The organism is Hydrogenophaga sp. A37, assembly GCF_002001205.1.
Taxonomy (GTDB): domain Bacteria; phylum Pseudomonadota; class Gammaproteobacteria; order Burkholderiales; family Burkholderiaceae_C; genus Hydrogenophaga.
This window is the reverse complement of record NZ_MUNZ01000097.1, coordinates 1-22,146: the sequence shown is the minus strand read 5'-3', so window position 1 is coordinate 22,146 and position 22,146 is coordinate 1. Positions and strand designations below refer to the sequence as shown.

The following is a 22,146-nucleotide window of genomic DNA, read 5'->3' as shown; positions in this document are numbered from 1 at the left end:
TTCAGGGGTTTGGGAAAGGCCGGCTTCTGGCCGACCTCGAGTGCTTCAAGTGATCGGCCGCGCTACAACGCCATCTCGATCAACATCGGGCCGCGCTTCGAAAACGCCTGCTGCAGCAAGGCCGTGAGTTCGCTGCTGGTGCTGGCGCGCCCACCGGCCACGCCGTAGGACTGGGCCAGGGTCACCCAGTCGATGCGGGGTTTGTCGAGGCTGGTGATCTGGGCAGCACGCTGGCCCAGCTCGGCGCCACCGCGGCGCAGCTCGTTGCGCAAGATCGCGTACTGGTGGTTCGCGGCGATCAGCACCACCACGTCCAGCTCTTCGTGCGCCAGCGACCACAGGGTCTGGATCGTGTATTGCGTGCTGCCGTCCGACAGCAGCGCCACCACCTTGCGGTCCGGGCAGGCAATGGCCGCGCCCATGGCCACGGGCAGGCCCTGGCCGATGGCACCGCCGGTGTTGGTGAGCGTGGTGTGGGGACGTGCGGCCGCCGACACCGCATAGAACGGGTAGCCGCAGGTGCCGCCTTCCACCGAGACGATGGCGCGCTCGGGCAGCTGATTGGCCAGGGCCAGCGCGATGCGCGCGGGCGTGAGCGGCCCTTCTTCGGGTGGGTTCAGCACCGCCGGGGGTGGCGCCACCTCGGCCGCGCCCAGCATCTCAGCGATGGTCTCCAGGCGTGTGGCGGCGTCGTCGCCCACCGCCGCCAGCGTCAGCAAACGCTCGGCCGGCACCAGCAGGCTGGGATGGCCTTCGTAGCCGAAGTAGGTCACCGGCGGCAAGGCGCCCACCAGCACCACCAGATCGGACGGGTCCAGCACCTCGCGGGCGGGCTCCGGGAAGTAAGGCAGGCGGTCAAACGCGGGCAGCCCCTGGCCGCGCTCCGAGCGCGACGGGAAGGTCTCGGCGTAGGCCGTGGCACCCAGGGCGGCGCAGAGGCGCTGCACGGCCTTTTGCGCACGCACGCCCAGGCCGCTTTGCTCGCCACCACCGCCCATCAGGAAGACGATCTTGTGCGCGGCCTTCAACCGCTGCACGGCGGCAGCGGTGTCGAACGCGACCGGGGTGCTGGCGGCGGCCACGGCGGCCGGCTGCACCAGGGCCACCTGCTCGCCGCCCGTGTGGGCCTGGTGGTCGGCGGGAAAGATCAGGGTGGCGCCCTGGCCACCGCGGGCCAGGCTCTGCTTCACCGCTTCGCGGCCCGCGGCATCGCTCTGCTCCACGGCGGCGATGCGGTGCACCCATCCCGACACCGGACGCGCCAGCGATTCGATGTCGGAGGTCAGCGGCGCATCAAAGGGCAGGTGCCAGCTGGTGTGGTCGCCAATGAGGTTGACGATGGGCGTGTGGGCACGCCGGGCGTTGTGCAGGTTGGCGATGCCGTTGGCAAAACCGGGGCCCAGGTGCAGCAGGGTCGCGGCGGGCCGGCCCGTCATGCGGCCGTAGCCATCGGCGCCGCCGGTGCACACGTTTTCTTGCAACCCCACCACGCAGCGCATCCGGTTTTCTCGCTCCAGCGAGCGCACCAGATCCAGCTCCGTGGTGCCGGGGTTGGCGAAGCAGACGAGCACGCCTTCGTCGGCGAGGGCGGCGAGTAGTGCATCCGCACCGGTCATGTCTTTGTCATTTGTCATGTTGCTACTTTATCAAATTACGATAAATAAGCAAATGTTGACAACGATCAGATGTCTATGTGATGCCCATTTATCTTTTAGATGTAATGATGTATACGCGCAGGACGGGGACACAAAACCCCGGACGGTCGCCGGGCGACCCGCTTCCCGCGAGAATGCCGACGCGGGTCGGGTAACCTTTGCACCACCCGCATCCCTTCCATCCGCTGTTGCACGAGGCCTTCGATGTCGTGCCCTCTCAGCCCCAGACCCGCCCACCATGAACAGCCTCCGCCGCATGCTCGACATCCTGAATCTGTTCAAACCCGGGCAGCCCGTGATCGACATCGAGACCATCTGCTCGCAACTGGGCTATGCGCAGGCCAGTGCCTATCGGTACGTGCGAGAGCTGAGCGACGTGGGCCTGCTGGTTCGACTGCCCAGGGGCTATGCGGTGGGTCCGCGGGTGATCGAACTCGACCGCCACATGACCGAGTACGACCCATTGATCACCTGCAGCCGCGATCTGGTGGACGACCTGGTCGCGCAAACCGGCATGCACGCGCTCATCAGCGAGCTGTACAGCTCCACCGTGATCAACATCCTGCAGAAGCACGGCAGCGAAACCGAAGCCCTGAACTTCGGCCGGGGTCGCCCCATGGCCCTGTTCCGCAGCGCCACGTCCAAGGTGATCCTGGCGTATCTGTTGCCCAGACAGCTCAAACGCGTCTACGAGACCAACGCTGCTGAGCCGGACCTGCAGCGGCTGGGGCCGACCTGGAAGGATTTTTCCAAGGCCATGCTGACCATCCGGAAACAGGGCTATTGCGTCAGCGCGGGTGAACTGGATCCGGGCAAGACCGGCCTGGCCGCGCCCATCTTTGATGAGAAGTCACGCATCCTGGGTGCGGTCACGCTGGTGGGCAGCAACGAGCGCTTCAGCGCTTTCACACAGGACTACCTGGTCAGACTGATCACCGATGCCGCATCGGCCATCACGACACGGATCGCGATGGAACAGCCCTCCCATTGAAACAACTTGAGAGACGATTGGACTGCCTGCCTTGCGAGTTCAAGGTACAAATTCTTAGGTGGCTGAATCCGGGCCGAGGCGCAGCAATTTAAGTTGATCAAGCGCAACCGGCCGCCAACCCGCGAAAACACGGGATTCCGAAAGACAAAAGGGCCCCACTTGCGTGGGAGCCTTGTCTTACTGGCGGTGGACGCAGTCCGCAGCAATGGGAGGAGCTGCTGGCGCGACACCCCCAGTTAGCGCGTTGACGCGGCTTGCCGGGTACCGTTCAAGATACGTCCCGGCAGCGGTGCCGACGCCGTCCTCGTGGCGGGCGCACCGATGACTGACGATCAGCGCCGGGGGACCTGTGATGTCGGGCGGTACTGCCTGGAGCCCACCACCTGCCGCATCGTGGCGAGCACGGTGCCGATCATCCAGGCGGCCAACCGCTCGGGCCAGGGGCCGGCCGAGCGGCTGGGCGCGGTCCCCGGTCGACGTTCCGTCACCTGGTCGAATCCGAGGGTGTGAAGCCGCTGGTGCTCGACCGCGCTCAGCGCCGAGCCATCGGCCAGCAACACCTCCAGCGTGCGCACACCCCGCTCGCGCAAGGCCGCTGCCAGGGGCACGAGCTCGGCGCGCGACGGGCGCCAGAACACCGCTTCGCGTGCGCGCCGCAGCGCCCCGAGCTGGACCACCGCGTGGTCTGCGAGCGGCAGCGAAGCGGTCCATGCGTTGCCCGGCGCCACCAAGGCCCAGCGCGCCTGGCGTGGCATCCCCCCGAAACGGCGCGTCGTGAGTACCGTGAACTCGGCATGCGGTTCGCAGGTGCGCAGCGCATGCAACAGGGCGCCGCCCGCGCCTGCCACCAGAACGCGCCGTGTCGGTGTGCCCGGCAGGGTCTTCATCCGGCGAACGGCGCGGCCAGGGCGAACCACACGCCCAGCGCCACCGAGATGATGAAGGCCCCGTCCAGCAGGCCCGCGAGCAGGAAGACCTTGGGTTGCATGGCTTCCATCATTTCGGGCTGCCGCGCCGAGGCCTCCAGGTACTTGCTGGCCATGATGCCGATGCCGATGCAGGAACCGAGGGCGCCGAGGCCGATCATGTGACCGACGGCGAGGGGAAGGCTGCTGAGGTCTGCCATGTGAAGCTCCTTTCTGTTGCGATGGTTTCACTGTGGCGGAGCAGCGACGGGAAATCCATGATCTCGCAGGTCATGCCGCTGGCGAGGGCCATCCCAATTCCCCCAGGTGTGGGCTGTAAAAGAACTGAAAGCGTGACTGCTGCCATGACTGCTCTGGAAAATCGACCTCTCAGTACGCGCTGTATTGAACGATTGCGGTCTCGGCAAAGGGGCAGGACACCTCGAATCGGAGTAAAAGCGTGGCCTCGGACGTCTTTTTAGAACCTCGTTAGGCATCGCAATCCACGCTGCTTCCTCTCATGTCTCACAATGCCCTGAATCAGCAGTTCGCATTTCTTCGCGAGATCGACCGACTAAAGTCCGTGATTCGCCAGTCGCCGCTCCTTGACCGTAGTCGCAAGGAGAACAGCGCGGAGCACTCCTGGCACCTAGCCATGTACGCCCTGCTCCTTCACGAGCATGCTGCTAGACCAGTCAACCTGACACGCGTGATCAAGATGCTCCTGATACACGACATTGTTGAAGTCGACGTGGGAGACACGCCAATCCATTCCGTCTCTTCAAGCGCAGCACAGTCCGCCCTAGAAGCAAGTGCTGCAGCGCGCCTCTTTGGCATGATTCCAGGCGAACCGGGCACCGACTTGTTGGCACTTTGGCGAGAGTTCGAACTTGGAGAGTCTGACGACGCAAGGTTCGCCAAAGCCCTTGATAGGGTGCAGCCCCTTCTCGCCAATATCAGTACATCCGGCGGCACCTGGACTGAAAGCGGGGTCACGCTCGAACAGGTTCTTCAGCGCTATGGCCCAACCATCGCGCATGGATCGCCAACTCTATGGACTGTCTGTGAGCAGTGGGTCCGCGACCACTTTGCAGCGCAAGGCGGCGAGCGGTCAGTCGCGAGCGATGCCTAACACCTCGTTCAACCGGACCCGCTACGGCAAGCGCCGTAAGCCCGAGCTGCCCTTTGACCTGCTGGATGTCGGCTGCGGGCCCGGGCGCGCCCTGCACACCTTCAAGGCGCTGGGCCACCACGCCGTGGGCTTGGAGGGCGCGCCCAGCGCGGCGGCGCTGGCGCACATTCATAGCAGCTGCGAGGTTCTGGAGCAGGACTTCTTGCACCTCGAGCTTCCCGCGCAGCGCTGCGCTTGCATGCGGCCGGTGATGCGCAGGTGGCGGGTGCGGGTGGCCGGGGTGTTCATGCGCTCTGCGCCCGGTCAGTCGCCCAGACGCTGCAGCACCGGGTTGGCCGAGATCGCAGCGGCGTCTTCGCCCCCAAGCTCCACCCAGCCGCAGGCCGCCAGCACGTCGCGGCAGGCCTGTTCCGCGGACGCCTCGCTGGCCGCGTGCACGATGGCCACCGGCTGACCGGCCTGCACCGGCGTGTGCAGTGGCAGCACGGCGCTCAGGCCCACGCGCGAGTCCACCGCATCGCCGGGGCGGCTGCGGCCGCCGCCGAGTTGCACCACGCACTGGCCGAGCGCGCGCACGTTCGTGCGGCTGAGCACACCATCGCGCGGCGCGGGCACGGGCCGCTGCACCGGCGCGGTGGGCAGCTGCGCATCGCGCAACACGTCGGGCGGGCCGCCGAGCGCGGTGACCATGCGGGCGAAGCGTTCGGCTGCGGCGCCAGTGTCCAGCGCGCGCTGCGCCAGCTGCCGGCCCTGCGCAGGCGTGGGCACGAGGCCGCCCATGTGCAGCAGCTGGGCAGCGAGGTCCAGCGTGAGCGAAAGCAGCCGGGGCTCCTGCCGTCGGCCGGTGAGGAAGTCCAGCGCTTCCTGCACCTCCAGCGCGTTGCCGGTGCTGTGGCCCAGCACCTGGTTCATGTCGGTGATAAGGGCGCGCGCGGACAGGCCGGCGCCGTTGGCCACGGCGACCAGGCTTTGCGCCAGCGTCTGCGCCTCTGGCAAGCTGGCCATGAAGGCGCCGCTGCCGACCTTCACGTCCAACACCAGGCCCTGCAGGCCGGCCGCGAGTTTCTTGCTGAGGATGCTGGCGGTGATCAGGGGCACGCTTTCGACCGTGGCAGTCACATCGCGAATCGCATAGAGGCGGCGGTCCGCCGGGGCCACCTGGGCACTGGCGCCGACGATGGCGCAGCCCGCGCTGCGCAGCGCGGCCAGCAAGCTGGCGTGGTCGACGTTGCAGCGGTAGCCGGGCAGGGCTTCGAGCTTGTCGAGCGTGCCGCCGGTGTGGCCCAGGCCGCGCCCGCTGATCATGGGCACCACACCGCCGCAGGCGGCCACGGTGGGCGCGAGCATGAGGCTGACTTTGTCGCCCACGCCGCCGGTGGAGTGTTTGTCGAGCACCGGGCCGTGCAGGCCCGCGCCGCCCCATTGCAGCACCTCGCCCGAATGCGTCATGGCCGAGGTCAGGACCACGGTTTCGTCGGTGTTCATGCCGCGCAGCACGATGGCCATGGCCAGCGCCGCGACCTGGCTGTCGGCCCAGCTGCCGTCGACCAGCCCCTGCGCGAAGTGCTGCAACTGAGCCGCCGACAGCGCCGCGCCGTCGCGTTTGGCGGCGATGACGGTGGCGGCGCTGATGTCCATAGGTCCCTGCCTCAATCGACCCAGGTGATGCGCGGCACCGGGTCGGGGCTGGGGCTGCTTTTCAAGTGCGCGATCAGGGCGTCGATGTCGAGCTCGCCGCCCAGCCGCTGGCGGCCTTCGCGCAGCATCACGAAGCCGTCGCCGCCGTCGGCCAGGAAGCTGTTGACGGTGAAGCGGACCTCCGCGGCCGGGTCAATGGGCGCACCGGCCAGCCGCAGGTCTTGCACGCGCTGGCCGTGGTCGGCCCTGGCCACCCAGCGGTAGGTGAGGGAGGACGAGGGAATGAGCAGCACCGGCGCTGGGCGCCCGGGGCGCTGCTGGTCTTCGAGCATCTGCCTGAGCTGGGCGCCGGTGAGGGTCATCACCACCAGGCTGTTGCCAAAGGGCTGCATGGTGAACACCTCGCCAAAAGTGACGGCACAGGGCGGCGCGGCGTCTCGGGCACAACGCAGGTCGGTGCGCACGCCACCGGGGTTCATGAGCGCAAACTGCGCGCCGCCCAGGGCGGGGTCGCGGGTGGCGCGCCATTGCGCGTCGGCCACCAGCCGCCCGGCGCTGGCGTCGCTCTTGGCCACGCGCTCGAAGGCGCCGCCGATGACACCCACCGGTCGCGCAGCGCGTGGCGCAGCGACCTGTGCGTAGGCGGCCACGCGCTCGGCCACGGCGGCGTCGGGCTTGGCCGCGCGCAGCGTGCTGGCAAAAGGCTCGGGTTCGGCTGCGGTGATGGCGGCACGCAGCGGCGCATCGCTGCGCTCGTTGAACACCGGCAGGTTGCGGTGCGTGGTGCGGGCGCGGTCGACGTCGCCGCTGCGCGGGTCGATCACCAGGTCGGCCACGCTGACGCCGCGGCCCAGCGCGGTGGCCTGCATGATGGGGCGACCGTCCACCACGCAGCGGTAGCCCTGGTGGGTGTGGGCCGAGAAGATGACGTCGATGTCGGGCGAGAGGCGCTTGGCGATGTCGAAGATGGCGCCGCGCGGGTTGGGGCAGGCGGCGTCGTTCCATTCCAGCGGCAGGCCAGGCGTGCCGGTGTCGCCGCCTTCGTGAATGACGGCCACCAGCGCCTGGATGCCCTGCGCTTTCAGGCGCGCGGCTTCGGCGTTGATGGCGTCGGCCTCGTCGGTGAACGTCAAACCCGCCACGCCCGAGGGCACCACGATGCTGGGTGTGACCCGAGTGACCGCACCGATGAAGCCGACGCGCACGCCCGCCACCGTTTTGACCACCGAGGGCGGGAACAGCGTCTTGCCATCCGCCATGACCACGTTGGCCACAAAGTGCGGGAAGCGGGCGCCCGGGTGCCGGGAATCGCCCGACTCGCCCAGCGGGCAGGACTGCGTCAACGCGTCGGGCTTGTTGGGGCGGCAGCCACCGCCCATGACGCGCAGCAGCTCGTCTTTGCCAGCGTCGAATTCGTGGTTGCCGGGAATCGCCAGGTCCACGCCGATGCGGTTCATCACGTCGACCGTGCTCTCGTGCAGGAACAGCGCGGAGATCAGCGGCGTGGCGCCGATGGCGTCACCGCTGCTGATGACCAGGCTGTGCGGCGCGCCCGCGCGCAACGCCTGGATCGTCCCCGAGAGGTGGGCCGCGCCGCCAGCCGCCAGCCGGATGGCCTTGCCGGGCTGAGCCGGATCGGGCCAGGGCAATGTGAGGCCGGTGGATTCGAGGTTGCCGTGCAGGTCGTTGAAGGCAATCAGCCGCAGCAGGACCGGCTCGCCGGTGGGCGCGGATGTGCTGCCCGGCCCTGCGCAAGCGGCCAGCAGCGCGGCGGCGCCGGCGAGCATCAGGGCACGTTGCAGCAAGCGATGAGGGTTGCGCATGGCTGGGCTCCTTCCTGTGGGGGGTGTGGACGGGTTCAGTAGGCGCTGCCGGCCGCCGGGCGCGGCGCGCCCGCGAGCACGGCCTCAATGTCGTCGAGCAGGCCGCTGGCGCCGATGCGAAAGCGCGCTGGCGTCACGGCATCAGGCCCCAGCCACTCGGCCGTGAGCGCCAAGTAGACGGCTGCATCGGTCACGGTGCGGATGCCCCCGGCCGGCTTGAAGCCCACGTGCGCGCGCTGCGCCGGGCTGGCGGCAGCAATGGTCTGCAGCAGCAGCCGGGCCGACGCCGGCGTGGCGCTGACCGGGCGTTTGCCGGTGCTGGTTTTCAGGAAGTCGGCGCCGGCGTCGAGCGCGATCTGCGCGGCCCGGTTGATGAGCGCGTTGTCGGCCAGCTCGCCGGTTTCCAGGATCACCTTGAGCGTGAGGCCCTCGCACTCGCGCCGCACCGCCGCCAGCAGCGCGGGCGCCGCCCCCAGGTCGTGGTAGGGAATGACCACATCCACCTCCTGCGCCCCGGCGCTGGCGATGGCGGCGGCCTCGCGCACGGCGCGTGCGATGTCGCTGCTGCCGTCGGGGAAGTTGGCCACGGCGGCCACGCGGATGGCCGGCGGCAGCAGGGAGCGCGCCAGGCCCGCCAGGCGTGGCCAGACGCAGACGGCGGCGGTGCGGCCAAAGCGCCCGTCGGCGCGCGCACACAGCTGTTCGACGTCGCGCTCGCCGCCGGCCTGGTCGTGACCGTCAGCGAGGCTGGTGAGGTCCAGACAGGCCAGGGCCTGGCGCGCCGTGTTCAAGTGGTCGGGGGTGGGCGTGGTCGGGTTCATGGGTCAGATCTCCAGCGCCTGCAGCACGGCGGCCAGGGTGCGGACCGCGCGTTCGCTGGCCGCATGGGCGGTGGCCAGGGTGTGCGCATGGCTGAGGGTTTCGGTGGACAGGCCGGCGGCCATGTTGGTGATGAGGCTCAGCGCCAGCACGCGCAGACCGGCGTGGCGCGCCACGATGGTCTCGGGCACGGTGCTCATGCCCACGGCCTGCGCGCCCAGGGCGCGCAGCATGCGGATTTCGGCCGGGGTCTCGAACTGCGGGCCCAGCACCCAGGCGTACACGCCTTCGCACAGCGGTGTGCCGGCGGCCTGCGCGGCGGCCTGCGCCTGCGCGCGCAGGCGCAGGCAGTAAGCATTGGACATGTCCACGAAGCGGTGATCGCCGGTTTCGCCCACCAGCGGCGAGCGCTGCACCACGTTGAGGTGGTCGCTCATCAGCATCAGCTCGCCCGGCCGCAGCTCGGGCGCCAGACTGCCGGCGGCGTTGGTCTGCACCAGCACCTGTACGCCAACGGCCGCCAGCGTGCGGATGGCGCCCTTCATGCCGTCGGGCTGGCCCGTTTCATAGGCATGCTGGCGACCGGCGAGCACCACCACGTCGACCGCGCCCAGGCGGCCGGCCCTAAGCAGGCCGACGTGGCCACCCACGCCCTGGCCCAGCGACGGGAAGGCCGGCAAGTCCGCATAGGGCACATCCACCGCGTCCTGCACCTGCTGCGCCAGCGGCCCCCAGCCCGAGCCCAGCAGCACCGCCACTTTGGGCGCTCGCCCATCCAGGCGCTGGCGCAGCGTGGTAGCGCTGGCGGCGACCGCATCGTTCACTGGATCCGGCGCCGGGCCGCCCCAAGCCGGATCAGGTCCCCCGGGGGGCAACGACCCGCGCAGCGGTGGAGCGTGGGGGCTATCTGAAGCACCCTCACCCTGCGGGCTCCGGTGCGAGCTGGCTTGGGAGCGGCCCTGCGCTGCGCTCATGGCAGCCTCAAGTGCTCGGGGCCGAAGCTCTGCGGCAGCAGTTCATCCAGCGTGAAGGTGGCGCGCAGCACCGACAGATCGGCCACCCAGATCGTGCAGTCGCCGGCCGCGAATTCGCGCAGCTTCTGCCGGCAGCCGCCGCAGGGCGTGACCGGCTGCTCGGCCACGCCAACCACGGCCACCGCCCGCACGCGCTGGCCGCCTGCGGCCACCATGACGGCCAGGGCCGAGGCCTCGGCGCACCACCCCTGCGGGTAGGCCGCATTCTCGACGTTGCAGCCCGCGTGGATGCGGCCCTGTTCGTCCAGCACCGCAGCGCCCACGGCAAACCGCGAGTACGGCGCGTGGGCGCGTTCGCGCACCGCGCGCGCCGCCGCGATCAGTGCGTCGCGCGGGTCTTCAACGTTCCTTGACATAGGGCCTCCCCAAAGCCTGCGGTGCCACCGCCTTGCCGATGAATCCCGCCAGCAGCACCACGGTCATCACGTACGGCAGCGCCTGGATGGCCTGCACCGGCACCGCGCCGCCACCCAGCGCATCAGCCAGCGCCACGCCCTGCAGCCGGATGCCCACCGCATCGAGAAAGCCGAACAGCAGGCAGGCCCACAGCGCCCCCACCGGGCGCCACTTGCCAAAGATCATGGCCGCCAGCGCCATGTAGCCGCGCCCGGCCGTCATGTTCGGAATGAAGCTGGGGCTCATCGCCAGCACCAGGTAGGCGCCGGCCAGCGACGCCAGCACACCGTTGAGGGCCAGCGCCTGGTAGCGCAACACCTTCACCGACACCCCGGCGGCGTCCACCATGGCGGGGTTCTCGCCGGTGGCGCGCAAGCGCAGGCCAAAGCGCGTGCGAAACAGCAGCCACCACACGGCCACCACCAGCAGCAGCGTGAGGTAGACCATGGCGTTGTGGCCGAACAGGGCCAGCGACAGTGCCTTGCCCACCCAGGGCAGTTGCGCCACCGCCTCGCCCGCGCCGGTGAACCAAGGGTCGAGCCGCACGCCAGCGGGCACGGGCGGTGTGTGGCCACCCTGGCCGAACCAGGCGATGCCCAGCACCACGGTCATGCCAGCGGCGGTCATGGTGATGGCCATGCCCAGCACCACGTGGTCGCCGCGCTGGCTGACGCAGGCGTAGCCGTGCAGCATGGACAGCGCCAGCCCCACGGCCAGCGCAGCCAGCAGCGCCAGCGGCAGGGAACCGGAGGTCACTCCCACCGCGGCGGTGGCAAAGGCGGTGGCGAGCATCTTGCCTTCCAGGCCCAGGTCGATCACGCCCGAGCGCTCGCACAGCACACCGGCCAGGGCGCACAGGATCAACGGCACGCTCACGCGCAAGGTGCTGGCCACAATGCTGCCCACCATCAGCTCGTCCATCACGGCCCCGCTTTCGCGTCAAGGGACCGGCCACCCCCTGCGGCACGCCACAGCCGCAGCAGCGCGGGCGCCGCCAACTGCGCCATGGCGCCCGAGAACAGAACGATCAGGCCCTGCAGCATGAACACCGTGTCGCGGCTGAAGCCGGACACTTCAAACGAGATTTCAGAGCCGCCCTGGTACAGCGCGCCGAACAGCAGCGCCGCCAGCACGATGCCCAGCGGGTGGTTGCGCCCGATCAGGCTGACGGCGATGCCGGCAAAGCCGGCGCCGGCGACAAAGTCGAACAGCAATCGGCCGTGCACACCGGCGATCTCGTTCACGCCCACCAGCCCGGCCAGCGCGCCCGAAGCCGCCATGGAAGCGAAAATCAGCCAGCGCGGCCGGATGCCGGCGTACTGCGCCGCGTCGGGCGCAAAGCCCACTGCCCGCAGCGCGTAGCCGCCGCGCGTTTTCCACAGCGCCAGCCAGGCGCAAAGCACGGCAGCGGCGGCCAGCAGCAGGCTCAGGTTCAGCGGCGTGTTCGGCCATTCGATGCCCAGCCAGGCCAGCGCCTCGTGCATGCGCGGCACGCGCGCGCTGTCGGCAAACAGGGCGGTTTCGGGCGACATGTTGCCCGGCTCGCGCAGCGGGTTGACCAGCAGGTAGCTCAGCAGCGCTGCGGCGATGAAGTTGAACATGATGGTGGTAATGACAGTGTGGCTGCCGCGCCAGGCCTGCAGCGCGCCCGGAATGGCACCCCAGACCATGCCGAACAGCGCCGCGCCCAGCACCACCAGCGGCAGCATCAGCCAGGCCGGCAGGTGCGGCCCGAATGCCAGCGCCACCAGGCCCGCGCCCAGCCCGCCCATCATGGCCTGGCCTTCGCCTCCGATGTTGAACAGCCCGCCGTGAAACGCCACCGCCACTGCCAGGCCGGTGAAGACAAAGGTGGTGGCGTAGTACAGCGTGTAGCTGATGCCGATCTTCGAGCCGAACGCGCCCTTGACCAGCAGCGACATGACCTGCCCCGGCTCGAAGCCCACCAGCATCACCACCCCGCCCGCCACCAGCAGCGCAATGGCCAGGTTGACCGCGGGCAGCAGGGCCACGTCCATCCAGCGCGGCAGTTCGGTCGGGTGGCTCAATGGGCACCTCCCATGAGGCGACCCAACGCCTGCTCGGAACAATCTTCAATGGCCAGCTCGCCCGCGACGCGGCCGGCGTTCATCACCACCACGCGGTCGGCCAGCGCCAGGATTTCGTCCAGCTCGGACGACACCAGCAGAATGGCGCCGCCCGCGTCGCGCATGGCGCGCAGGCGGCCGTGGATGAACTCGATGGCGCCGATGTCCACGCCGCGCGTGGGCTGACCCACCAGCAGCACCTTAGGCGCCGGGGCCGCCTCGCGCGCCAGCACCAGCTTCTGCTGGTTGCCGCCGCTGAACTTGCTGCTGCGCAGCGCCGGGTTGCGGGGGCGAACGTCGTAGCGCTCCATCATGCTGGCGGTGTCCTGGCGCATGTGGGCCTGGCGCATCCAGCCCAGGATGTTGTAGCGGGGCCGGTCCTGGTAGCCCAGCACGGCCGATTCCCAAGCGCCAAAGGGCAGCACCAGGCCGCACCGGTGCCGGTCTTCGGGCACATGGGCCACGCCCAGTTTGCGCGCCTGCCGGGTGGACATCCAACGTGCCGGTGTGAAGCGCCGCTGGCCCACCTGCAGTTCACCCTGCGCGGGCGCGAGCAGGCCCGAGAGCACATCCAGCAGCTCGCTCTGCCCGTTACCCGACACACCGGCGATGCCCACGATCTCGCCGGCCCGCAACTCCAGGCTCACGTCTTGCAGGCGCTGCACGCCCAGGCTGTCGGTGGCGCACAGCCCGCGCGCACTCATCAGCACCGGCCCCGGCCCGGCCTGCGCCGACCCGGCCCCAGCCGCGCGCCCCAGGTTCACGCGGCGGCCCACCATGGCCATGGCCAGCCCGTCCAGGCTGGTCTCTGCAATCGGCGTGTCCAGCACCACCTGGCCCGCGCGCATCACGGTGACGGCATCGCACAGCGCCATGATTTCCTTGAGCTTGTGCGTGATCAGCAGAATGGTGGTGCCCCGTTCGCGCAGCCCGCGCAGGGTGACGAACAGCTGCTCGGTCTCCTGCGGGGTGAGCACGGCGGTAGGCTCGTCCAGGATCAGGATGCGTGCGCCCCGGTACAGCGCCTTCAATATCTCCAGCCGCTGGCGTTCGCCAACCGGCAGGTCCTGCACCAGTGCGTCCAGCTGCACCTGCAGGCCGGCGTCCTGCATGAGCGTCTGCAGTCGCTGACGCGCCTGGGCGCGCGCCTGGTTGAGCCGCCAGCCGGGCTCGGCGCCCAGCATCACGTTGTCCAGCGCCGAGAGGGTGTCCACCAGCATGAAGTGCTGGTGGACCATGCCGATGCCCAGCGCAATCGCCTGCGCTGAGCCCTGGATGCGGGCCGGTTGTCCTTCGATCTCTATCTGCCCACTGTCGGCTTCATAAAAGCCGTACAGGATGGACATGAGCGTGCTCTTGCCGGCCCCGTTTTCGCCCACGATGCCGTGCACCGTGCCCGCCGCCACGGTCAGCGCCACGTCACGGTTGGCGTGCACCGCGCCGAAGCGCTTTTCAATGTGGTGCATGGCCACGGCCGGGGCTGTGGTCACTGGAAGACCCTCCGTGCTGCGCACTGCAGGGCTGAGCGCCTTCGGGACGGCCGTGCGGCGCTCATGCACGAATCAGCGTTGCGGACAGAAGTCAACGCCTCAGAGGCACTTGTTGGCGGTCATGTAATCGACCACCTTGATCTTGCCGCTGATGATGTCGGCCTTGGCGGCGTCCACCTTTTTCTTCATGTCGGCCGTCACCAGCTTGGCGTTGTGCTCGTCCATGGCGTAGTCCACGCCGCCATCCTTGAGGCCCAGCGCTGTGACGCCGGGGGTGATGCCCTTGAACGCGCTGTAGACCGCCACATCGACCCGCTTGACCATACTGGTGAGCATGGTGCCGGGGTGCAGGTGGTTCTGGTTGCTGTCCACGCCGATGGCCAGCTTGCCGGCGTCCTTGGCGGCCTGGTAGACCCCGGTGCCGGTGCCGCCGGCAGCGGCAAACACCACGTCCACACCGCTGGCGAACTGCGCCTTGGCCAGTTCGGCGCCGCGCGCCGGGTCGCCCCAGGCGGCGGGGGTGGTGCCGGTCATGTTGCCGATGAACTGGACCTTGGGGTTGGCGTACTTGGCGCCCTGCTCATAGCCGCACTGGAACTTGCGGATCAGCGGAATGTCCATGCCGCCGATGAAGCCGACCTTGCCGCTTTTGCTGACCATGGCGGCCATCATGCCCACCAGAAAGCTGCCTTCGTGTTCCGCGAACACGATGCTCTGCACGTTGGGCAGGCTGACCACGCTGTCGATGATGGCGAACTTCAGCTTGGGAAACTCCTTGGCCGTCTTCTCGACCGCACCGCCCTGGCTGAAGCCAATGCCCACGATCGGGTCGGCCCCGCGCTCGGCCATGCGGCGCATGGCCTGCTCGCGCTGTGCGGGGTTGGAGATTTCAAACTCCAGGTAGGCCTTGCCGCTCTCTTTCTTCCAGCGCTCGGCGCCGTCGTAGCCGGCCTGGTTGAAGCTCTTGTCGAACTTGCCGCCCATGTCGAAGATGACAGCGGGTTCGGCACGGGTCACTCCGGCCGCGGCCAGGGTCAAGGTGGCGACCAGCAGCGCCGGGGAAAGGGCGATCGAGCGGGCTGGCGAAAGGGCGGAAACGAACGAGCGGAACAATGGCATGGTGAACCTCCGGTGAGTTGCCCAGCAAGATCGCTGTTGGGTGCGAGAGAGAATAGCAAGACTTGCGCCAGACACCTATCCGCAGTCGCCCTCGTTTGGAACACCTGCCTGAAACCGTACGATGGCGTCATGAAGCCGCACGACGACGCCCCAGAGGCCACAGCCCACGCCCTGCCCAAGGTGCTGCTGCACGAACATCTGGACGGCGGCTTGCGCCTGAACACGCTGCGCGAGCTGCTGCAGGACCGCGGTCTGCAGCCCCCTGCGGAAGGTGAGGCCGCGCTGGCCCGCTGGTTCGACGACAACGCGCACGCCGGTAGCCTGGAGAAGTACCTGGAGGGTTTTGCCCTCACCGTGGCGGCCATGGCCAGCACCCGGGCGATGCGTCGCGTGGCATTTGAAGCCGCCGAAGACGCTGCGGCAGATGGCGCCGTGCTGGCCGAGTTCCGCATCGCGCCGCTGTTGTTTGAAGCCCATGGCATCAACGGCGAAGCCGCCGTGGAAGCGCTGCTGCAAGGCCTGGCCGACAGCCCTGCCCTGCCCCTGAACCAGCGCTCGGGCCTGATCGTCTGCGCGATGCGGCACCTGTCGCCTTCGGAAACCCTGCGCGCCGCCCGACTGGCGGTGCGCTACCAAGGCCAGGGTGTGGTCGGCTTCGACCTGGCCGGCGCCGAACGCGGGCACCCCCCCGGCGAGCATGCCCAGGCGCTGGCGCTGGTGCGCGATGCCGGCCTGGGCATCACCCTGCACGCGGGGGAGGCCGATGGGGCGGAAAGGGTGCTGGAAGCCGCGCGCTTGGGCGCCACGCGCATCGGTCACGGCATCCACCTGGTGGACGCGCTGCGCGATACTGGGCGCCGCCACTTGCTGGACGAAGCCATCGAGCGTGGTCTGCACCTGGAGGTGTGCGCCACCAGCAATGTGCACACCGGCGCGGCCCGCAGCATCGCCACCCACCCGATCACCGACCTCTGGCGCGCCGGCCTCTCGCTGAGTTACCACACGGACAACCGACTGATCAGCCGCATCGGCCACAGCCAGGAAGCGGCGCAGCTGCTGCGCCACACACCCCTGACTGCCGCCGATCTGATGGCCATGGCACAGCAGGCGGCGCAGCACGCCTTTCTGCCGGCAGCGCAGCGGGTGGCAGCGCTAGCCGCCCTGTCTCAGGCCGCGCCGCCACGGTAGACGGCGGACCCACCGGCACCCGAGAATGACCGCCACATTCAGGAGGTGCCCCCAAGATGCCTGACGGCGCCTCGTCCGGTTGCGCCATCGCGCTGTCGGTCTTGGACAGTGAGGACCTGGGCGCGCTGGGTCTGCTTCAGACGCCCTTGCAACTGGCGCTGGCCGAGATTGCCCGCGTGGCCTACGTGTGTGACAGGCGCCTGCTCTAAGGCGGAGTCCTGAAGCCCGGCAGCCATACCGAATTGCTGCTGCAGGAATTGACGCGTTATGGCCTCAAGCGCAGCGGTCCGACCCTCTACCTTGCTTGGAACGCATACCGCCGCACCGCATTGGCCTTGCTGGAGGCCTCTGATCAGCGCCTGGGTCTGCGTGGGCAGATCGTGGCGCTGGACGCCACCGGCAAACCGTTGGCCAACTGGCGCGGCGGCCGGCAGGCCGAGGGTATAGACGACCTGTCCGCAGAGAAGAAAGAAGCGGCGTTCGATACGATGCGCGCCTTCAACTGCGCGGAGGAGCATGCGCGCGTCGATACCGGTGGCCGACGGCGCAGCGGCCGCGGTCGGTGGCCTGGCGCCAGCCTGGTCGCTGTAGCCCTATTGACCGCAGCACATCGTATAGCCGCCATTCGGGTCAGCGCCGGTCGTCGAACCCAACAGCCGCTTCGTGGCAGTCAGCGTGAGCACGCCTGGCAGTACCCACCGACTGCACACGCTTCGGAGCTGACCTCGACTGCGGCCATTCAGTTTCTGGCCGAGTCTGCTAGCGCTGTCAAGCCCGGCAGCGGTCACTGGTCATTCACCGGATCGAAGGATCCAGTATCGTGGACCACAACTATCGCGTGCCGACTCACCCCGGGCATCCGACTGCCGAGCCCAATCAAGCGTAGAACAGTCATAGGCTGCACATGCGCAGACCAGCAGATGCGCAGTGCCTTGGAGCCAGGGCTCAGCGCTTGCGCCACACGCTCGCCAGCCATGGCTGTTGCTCGATCGGTAGACCTGTCGGACGGTAGAAGTGCTCCAACTCATCGAAGCCGGCGGCGGTCATCAAGGCACGCCAGGTTGGCCAGTCGTGAAATGCGCCGTAGCGCTCACCGTTCCAGCCTTCTTGGCCATCGCCGCGCGGGTTGGAGCTGAACAGCACGCCGCCCGGCCGAAGACAGGCCCGCAGTTGTTGCAGCACCTGCGACAGCACCTGAGAGGGCACATGGAACAGCACGGCATTTGCAAAAACACCGTCGTAGCGCTGCTCCGGCAGTTCGAGCTGCAGGAAGCTCTGCTCCAGCACCTCGCAGCCGCTGTGGACGCGCGCGAGCGCCGCCGCGCTGGGCGCACCCTCCAGGCCCACGGCGCGGTGGCCCAGCGCTTTGAAGGTATGCAGGTCGCGCCCGGGACCACAGCCGAAATCCAGCAGGTCAAAGGGCGGTGGTCCGGGTATGTGTTTCAGCAGCGCCGCGATGTTCTGGCTGACGTCGTGATCGCGTGTGCCCTCCCAGTAGCTTTGGGCGTGCTGTTCGTAGTGCGCCAGGGTGCGCGCGGCGATTTGTTGGAGGTCTTCGGAACTCAATGGCATGCAGCATCATTTCATACGGCACCTTCTTGATCAGGAACACCGGACGCGGCGGCCTTTCTCCGGTTGTCGCATCGATGTGCTGCATCCAGACACGGGACACCCAAGATAGTCTCCCATCGAGTTCAGGGCACTACAGGATGCGCTCTCGAACCGCGAAATCGCCGTCACTTGTCATGTATGAGTGGCGAGGCCACAAAACCGCGCTGACAGGCCGCTTCGGAGCTCGCCGGCGGAATCACGCTCCCGCTGCGAACCGCACTGCCCTACCCCACCTCAACAACGTCTGGTCACCCTTACCTGCCATGGGTCTGGTGAGATCACAAGGCAGCATGCTGATCAAAGGCCCGCGCTGATTGAATTGGCCTGAAGCTTGGCCAAAAGCCTCACTGCCAAAAACCGGCTTTAGAGAATGGCCCGCTGCATCGGCCATAAACGGCGCCTTGAGAGAATCCACAGAGCATCGGCCACCGCCCGCCAACCCGCGAAAACACTGGACCCAGAAAGACAAAAGGCTCCCACTTGCGTGGGAGCCTTGTCTTACTGGCGGTGGACGCAGTCCGCTGCAAACCTGTATTACCTCAAAACCCGTCTACCGAAGGTCCGTTTTCTGGGCTTTTCGCGCTCCGGAAAATTCCGCACACTGCACGGCGTGAGTGCGTTACAGCATTAAAAGAAAGAACGCGCGCCCGCCGGCGCAAAAAAAGGGGGTTTCGGGCCTCTGACCCTGCAAGCCCCCCTGTCTGATCGGCGCTCTCCCCTGCCACACGCCCCTTGGTGGTCATGGTGAACGGGCACACGCTGCGGGGGCACTTGGCCTGCTTGGTGAATCTCTTGGCTGGCCCGCTCGCCTCAACATTTTTGCGGCAATGGTTATACGGAGCATCCCTCAAGCCCCCGGCACAGATGCATCAGCCATGCGGAAGGCCAAGGACAGGCGGGAACCGGGCCTTTTGGGCGCCCTGATGCGCCCCAGGCCGGCGCGACCCCTGACGCTGCCGTGATGATCGCCCCAAGCCCCGAACAGGGGCCTTGGCGAGGGGTTCATGCGGATTAACAAGGTCGCTTGAGCACCGGGGTGTTCGATCCCGCCCTTCCGCGCCCTTCCGGTTGCCATGCCGCTCCCTCAAGGCCCCCACGGCTCAGCTGTGCAAAAGCCGCGCTCAAAGAAAACTGCGTGTCATGCACATCAGCAAGACACCGGATGGTCCAACGATGGCCCTGAGTGGGATTCACATTATGGTTATGGGTATACCCATGCAGGGCTTCCCGGTTCAGCGGTCATGCCCGACAGCCCCCTCCTCTCACGAGGCTGCCGAACATACGGGTTGTTCATCGCCCCTTCCAACAGATCCACTGTAGATGGCGGACGCGGTGGATGGCTCAGATCTGAACGTTCAAGTTCGTCAACGCGTCAGATGCGAACGCATGGCCCCGCGATGGTTCGTCCATAACTTATACAGAGCTGCGGTCCACCTCGCCCTGTTCAGGGCTTTGCACGGAAGGTACTCACCATCGCCAGGGCCTGCTGCATGTGCTGGTTGTTCATGGCACCTTCCAGCAAATCCATTTCAGCTGGCTTCATGCCCACGGCGAACTGTGATGCCACCGTCCTCCAGCGACCGATCTCGTCGACCAGGGTGGCCAGGACGCCGAGCGCCTCGGTACGGGGAAGTGCAAACGCGGCAGACAGCCCGAGCAAGGTGTCCACGTCGCACTTGGGACCCAGTTCTGTGATCTGGGGTGCGGTTGAAGGTCGCCTGGGTTTCAGCGACGGTGTCAGGTTGATCGCCGGCGCCAATCGCCAGCGATCCTGGCTGCTGTACAGAAATCCGATCTTGTGGAGCCTTGCATCAACGTTGTTGATCAAGAGTCTGAACATCAAGCGGCGCCAGAGCTGGCGCGCATCTGCGTCGAAATCTTTGCAGCATTTGCGCATGCCGTTCAGCAGTTCCAGGCAGCTCACCTCATCGCCCTCTTCCGCGAGCAACAGGCTCCTGGCGGACAGGTAAGCCAAACGACCACCCTCCTCCCCTCGATCCAATCGCTGGACGATCAGCGCCGAACCATGGCGGTGGGTTATGAGCTGCACTTCCACCACGTCGATGCCTGCTGCCTTGGCCAGCATGGATCCGAGCGCTTCGGCTTTGGTGACGGGATACTCATCGAACACGCTGGGGAACCTGGCCACGGCCAGTGTTTTGTCTTCTTGCACAAAACAAATTTTGGGCCGGGATCCCCCCAGTGCGGTGGCGCTGCTGAGCAGGAGTTGGCGCTGCCGCTGATCGGCATGGCCTCGTTCAAAGGCTGAGGTGGCTTCGAGCATCGCATTCAGATCCACATGGGTCGGCAGATCGATGAGCTTCCTGGAGGACATCCATTCAGCATTCCTGGGACGGATGCGCAGCGCACCGAGCCGGCAGAGGTCGTGAACCGCGCACAGGGACATCAGCGCGCTGGACTCAAGTTCCGCCATCTGATGGCTTGGGATGAATAAATCGCCCAGTGCCGGATCAAGGACCGACCGTGCGAACCCATCGGGTTGTGTGTCCGCCAGTGCCGCAAAGAACGGGGTTCCCCCTCCACCCAGGGCCTTGCGCCACTGGCCCAGGCCGTGTTGGCGCAGATCTGGGGACAGTTTGAAATGTCGAGCATGGTTCAGCCAGCGGCGATCCAAGGTGAACTGCGAGCACTCGGTGGGCCCATCTCTGAAATGGTGCAGCACGCCCACGGGCAGCTCGGCATTTCCCAACATGATGTCCAGGAGATGCTCCGTTCGCGGACCGAAGGCGACGGATGAGACGGATCGTGCCGAGTTCTGTTGGGCGCTGGTCGATGCGTTCATAGCTTCAGCGCACATTTGATGAACGGGCCCGGATGCGCCCAGGCAGTTCCCCGTCTTGCAGCAGTAGGCATACGGCGTCTCGACGGGTGTCGAGCAAGGTATTGAGCTGATCCAGCTCGCCAAACGCGGACAACACGCTGACCAGATGCTGCAAGGCGATACCCGGGTCCCCCGCCTCCAGGCGTCGCACGGTGCTCACCGAAGCGCCGATCTGTTCCGCCATGTCTTTCTGGCTCCAGCGTCGTCGGCGCCTGGACAGTGAAATGTGGAAGCCCAGGCGCTTGAGCGCGCGCGCGGAGGACGGGGAAACTTGTTTCGTCATGGCTGCTGATATTGAGCGTCACGACGGCTCGGAGTGAACTCCCGCATGCTTCTTCTCTGAAAGTCCACAGAGCGCAAAACGGAGCACTCGAATTCGATAGGCGCTCTTATTTGAATGAAAGATCTGAACTTGGCGAGCACGCATGCGACTGACCATCGCCTGAAAATAAAACGCCAGGGCGCCCAAGTTCCGAGTTGGCGTTTTGTGGGATGCCGTGCAAGCGAAGCTGGAGGCCCAACGCAGCGGTCACAAGAGCCAGTCCCATGCGGCGAATCCGAGTCAGCTCAGTGGCAAGCTCTTTGATGAAACGGGCCGGCGGCTGATCCCTTCTCATGCGCGCAAGGGGAACAAGCGCTACCGCTACTACGTCACGCCGGCAGACTCTCCTTGTGACCCACTCCGGTTGCCGGCCCACGAAATTGAACAGCTGGTGATCAAGGCGGTGATGAACTGGGCATTTGACCCCAAGCAGGTGGTGGATGCGATGGGCTGGAGCAACGCCAAAGCCGCCGAAGAGGTCATTGCGGCGGGGCAGAAGGTGGCCCAAGCTCTGGCCAAGAGCGACCAGGAACAGACACCTGGGGCGCTGCATCGACTCGGTGGAAGTCGGCTCCAGTGCAGTCCGGGTCACAGTCGACCTGGTCGGCTGTGCCATGGTCAAGGCAGGAACTGGTCCCGAGACAGCACAGTTTGAAGTGGCCGCACAACGCAAACGCTGCGGGATGGCCGTTCGGCTGATCATCAGAGGAGCGGGTGCGGTCCGTGCGCCAGAACCCGATCAGACATTGATCCAGTTGATCAACAAGTCACGCGACTGGCTGGAGCGCCTGACTCGACTGGGCCAAGGCATTGGAGACATCGCCAAGGAGGAGAACGTCAGCCCGGGTTACGTCACCCACTTGCTGCATCTGGCCTTGCTAGCACCGGATATCACCCAGTCCATCGAAGCTGGAGAGCACCCTGCAGATGTGACGGCCACGAGCCTGATGCAGGCCCTGCCATTGCCCTAGTGTCCTGTCCCGCTGATACGTGAACAAAGTCGATGCAGCTTTTCAAGGATGGAATCGGCAGTGGCGGTCCACCTGCACGGCTGGCAGTTTTCGTTGTGAGCGGTGACGAAGTGGTCGATGCGT

The 22,146-nt window shown here is 67.1% G+C and carries 21 protein-coding genes and 1 pseudogene; 6 read left to right on the top strand and 16 right to left on the bottom strand.

Translation table 11 applies throughout. The features are described from left to right. Window positions 1-62: 62 nt before the first annotated feature. Window positions 63-1,634, bottom strand: a complete 1,572-nt coding sequence (locus tag B0E41_RS10710) for an acetolactate synthase large subunit (protein ID WP_077331100.1) — start codon at window positions 1,632-1,634, stop codon at window positions 63-65. Between the two features lie 259 nt (window positions 1,635-1,893). Here B0E41_RS10710 and B0E41_RS10705 point away from each other — a divergent pair, with 259 nt between their 5' ends. After that, window positions 1,894-2,646 carry an IclR family transcriptional regulator C-terminal domain-containing protein gene (locus B0E41_RS10705; RefSeq protein WP_077331098.1) on the top strand — a complete coding sequence of 251 codons (753 nt, stop codon included), beginning with the start codon at window positions 1,894-1,896 and terminating at the stop codon, window positions 2,644-2,646. A gap of 332 nt (window positions 2,647-2,978) precedes the next feature. On the opposite strand, the gene B0E41_RS10700 is transcribed toward B0E41_RS10705, so the two are convergent. Together B0E41_RS10700 and atpE are read right to left on the bottom strand one after the other, a co-directional pair. Continuing rightward, on the bottom strand, window positions 2,979-3,533 hold the full coding sequence (locus B0E41_RS10700; RefSeq protein WP_077331097.1) for a hypothetical protein: 555 nt from the start codon (window positions 3,531-3,533) through the stop codon (window positions 2,979-2,981). Then, the gene (atpE, locus tag B0E41_RS10695; protein WP_077331095.1) at window positions 3,530-3,772 is read right to left on the bottom strand and encodes a F0F1 ATP synthase subunit C; all 243 of its coding nucleotides are present in this window, start codon (window positions 3,770-3,772) and stop codon (window positions 3,530-3,532) included. Before atpE ends, B0E41_RS10700 begins: the two co-directional genes overlap by 4 nt. 299 nt (window positions 3,773-4,071) lie before the next feature. Here atpE and B0E41_RS10690 point away from each other — a divergent pair, with 299 nt between their 5' ends. Beyond that, on the top strand, window positions 4,072-4,683 hold the full coding sequence (locus B0E41_RS10690; protein ID WP_077331093.1) for an HD domain-containing protein: 612 nt from the start codon (window positions 4,072-4,074) through the stop codon (window positions 4,681-4,683). A gap of 303 nt (window positions 4,684-4,986) precedes the next feature. On the opposite strand, the gene B0E41_RS10685 is transcribed toward B0E41_RS10690, so the two are convergent. The 9 genes from B0E41_RS10685 to B0E41_RS10645 form a co-directional block, all read right to left on the bottom strand. Beyond that, the gene (locus tag B0E41_RS10685; RefSeq protein WP_077331091.1) at window positions 4,987-6,321 is read right to left on the bottom strand and encodes a thymidine phosphorylase; all 1,335 of its coding nucleotides are present in this window, start codon (window positions 6,319-6,321) and stop codon (window positions 4,987-4,989) included. A gap of 11 nt (window positions 6,322-6,332) precedes the next feature. Then, window positions 6,333-8,144 carry a 5'-nucleotidase C-terminal domain-containing protein gene (locus B0E41_RS10680; protein ID WP_077331089.1) on the bottom strand — a complete coding sequence of 604 codons (1,812 nt, stop codon included), beginning with the start codon at window positions 8,142-8,144 and terminating at the stop codon, window positions 6,333-6,335. A gap of 35 nt (window positions 8,145-8,179) precedes the next feature. Beyond that, window positions 8,180-8,965 carry a deoxyribose-phosphate aldolase gene (gene deoC, locus B0E41_RS10675; RefSeq protein ID WP_077331087.1) on the bottom strand — a complete coding sequence of 262 codons (786 nt, stop codon included), beginning with the start codon at window positions 8,963-8,965 and terminating at the stop codon, window positions 8,180-8,182. Window positions 8,966-8,968: 3 nt separating this feature from the next. After that, entirely contained in the window at window positions 8,969-9,787 is an 819-nt protein-coding gene (locus tag B0E41_RS10670; RefSeq protein WP_077331086.1) for a purine-nucleoside phosphorylase, read from the bottom strand. A gap of 146 nt (window positions 9,788-9,933) precedes the next feature. Continuing rightward, window positions 9,934-10,353 carry a cytidine deaminase gene (locus tag B0E41_RS10665; RefSeq protein ID WP_077331085.1) on the bottom strand — a complete coding sequence of 140 codons (420 nt, stop codon included), beginning with the start codon at window positions 10,351-10,353 and terminating at the stop codon, window positions 9,934-9,936. Next, on the bottom strand, window positions 10,337-11,314 hold the full coding sequence (locus B0E41_RS10660) for an ABC transporter permease (protein WP_077331084.1): 978 nt from the start codon (window positions 11,312-11,314) through the stop codon (window positions 10,337-10,339). Before B0E41_RS10660 ends, B0E41_RS10665 begins: the two co-directional genes overlap by 17 nt. Next, complete coding sequence (locus tag B0E41_RS10655; protein ID WP_077331083.1) at window positions 11,314-12,441, bottom strand: ABC transporter permease; 1,128 nt, start codon at window positions 12,439-12,441, stop codon at window positions 11,314-11,316. The genes B0E41_RS10660 and B0E41_RS10655 overlap by 1 nt, the downstream gene beginning before the upstream one ends. Continuing rightward, window positions 12,438-13,970: an ABC transporter ATP-binding protein gene (locus B0E41_RS10650; protein WP_077331082.1), complete on the bottom strand. Its 1,533-nt coding sequence runs from the start codon at window positions 13,968-13,970 to the stop codon at window positions 12,438-12,440. The genes B0E41_RS10655 and B0E41_RS10650 overlap by 4 nt, the downstream gene beginning before the upstream one ends. 99 nt (window positions 13,971-14,069) lie before the next feature. Continuing rightward, complete coding sequence (locus B0E41_RS10645) at window positions 14,070-15,089, bottom strand: BMP family ABC transporter substrate-binding protein (RefSeq protein ID WP_077331079.1); 1,020 nt, start codon at window positions 15,087-15,089, stop codon at window positions 14,070-14,072. Between the two features lie 129 nt (window positions 15,090-15,218). Between B0E41_RS10645 and B0E41_RS10640 the strand changes: the two genes are divergently transcribed. Further along, the gene (locus tag B0E41_RS10640) at window positions 15,219-16,277 is read left to right on the top strand and encodes an adenosine deaminase (protein WP_077331078.1); all 1,059 of its coding nucleotides are present in this window, start codon (window positions 15,219-15,221) and stop codon (window positions 16,275-16,277) included. 56 nt (window positions 16,278-16,333) lie between these two features. After that, on the top strand, window positions 16,334-16,486 hold the full coding sequence (locus tag B0E41_RS27110; protein WP_171984732.1) for a hypothetical protein: 153 nt from the start codon (window positions 16,334-16,336) through the stop codon (window positions 16,484-16,486). Window positions 16,487-17,222: 736 nt separating this feature from the next. Here the strand turns inward: B0E41_RS27110 and B0E41_RS10635 are convergent. The 3 genes from B0E41_RS10635 to B0E41_RS10625 all read right to left on the bottom strand — a co-directional run bounded on the left by B0E41_RS10635 (window position 17,223) and on the right by B0E41_RS10625 (window position 21,013). Then, a complete protein-coding gene (locus tag B0E41_RS10635) occupies window positions 17,223-17,849 on the bottom strand; it encodes a class I SAM-dependent methyltransferase (protein ID WP_077331076.1) in 627 nt (208 codons plus the stop codon). A 1,483-nt stretch (window positions 17,850-19,332) separates the two neighbouring features. After that, a complete protein-coding gene (locus tag B0E41_RS10630) occupies window positions 19,333-20,691 on the bottom strand; it encodes a HipA domain-containing protein (protein WP_171984731.1) in 1,359 nt (452 codons plus the stop codon). Window positions 20,692-20,695: 4 nt separating this feature from the next. Further along, window positions 20,696-21,013, bottom strand: coding sequence for a helix-turn-helix transcriptional regulator (locus tag B0E41_RS10625; RefSeq protein ID WP_077331072.1), 318 nt, complete (start codon window positions 21,011-21,013; stop codon window positions 20,696-20,698). Between the two features lie 214 nt (window positions 21,014-21,227). Here B0E41_RS10625 and B0E41_RS10620 point away from each other — a divergent pair, with 214 nt between their 5' ends. Both B0E41_RS10620 and B0E41_RS10615 read left to right on the top strand, forming a co-directional pair. Then, window positions 21,228-21,707 (top strand): zinc ribbon domain-containing protein, encoded by a 480-nt coding sequence (locus tag B0E41_RS10620; RefSeq protein ID WP_143433780.1) that lies wholly within the window; start codon window positions 21,228-21,230, stop codon window positions 21,705-21,707. A 91-nt stretch (window positions 21,708-21,798) separates the two neighbouring features. After that, window positions 21,799-22,023 carry a hypothetical protein gene (locus B0E41_RS10615; protein ID WP_143433779.1) on the top strand — a complete coding sequence of 75 codons (225 nt, stop codon included), beginning with the start codon at window positions 21,799-21,801 and terminating at the stop codon, window positions 22,021-22,023. Here B0E41_RS10615 and B0E41_RS26560 read toward each other — a convergent pair. Next, a pseudogene (locus B0E41_RS26560) lies at window positions 22,020-22,146 on the bottom strand (IS630 family transposase); the annotation flags it as partial. The gene B0E41_RS10615 and the pseudogene B0E41_RS26560 overlap by 4 nt on opposite strands.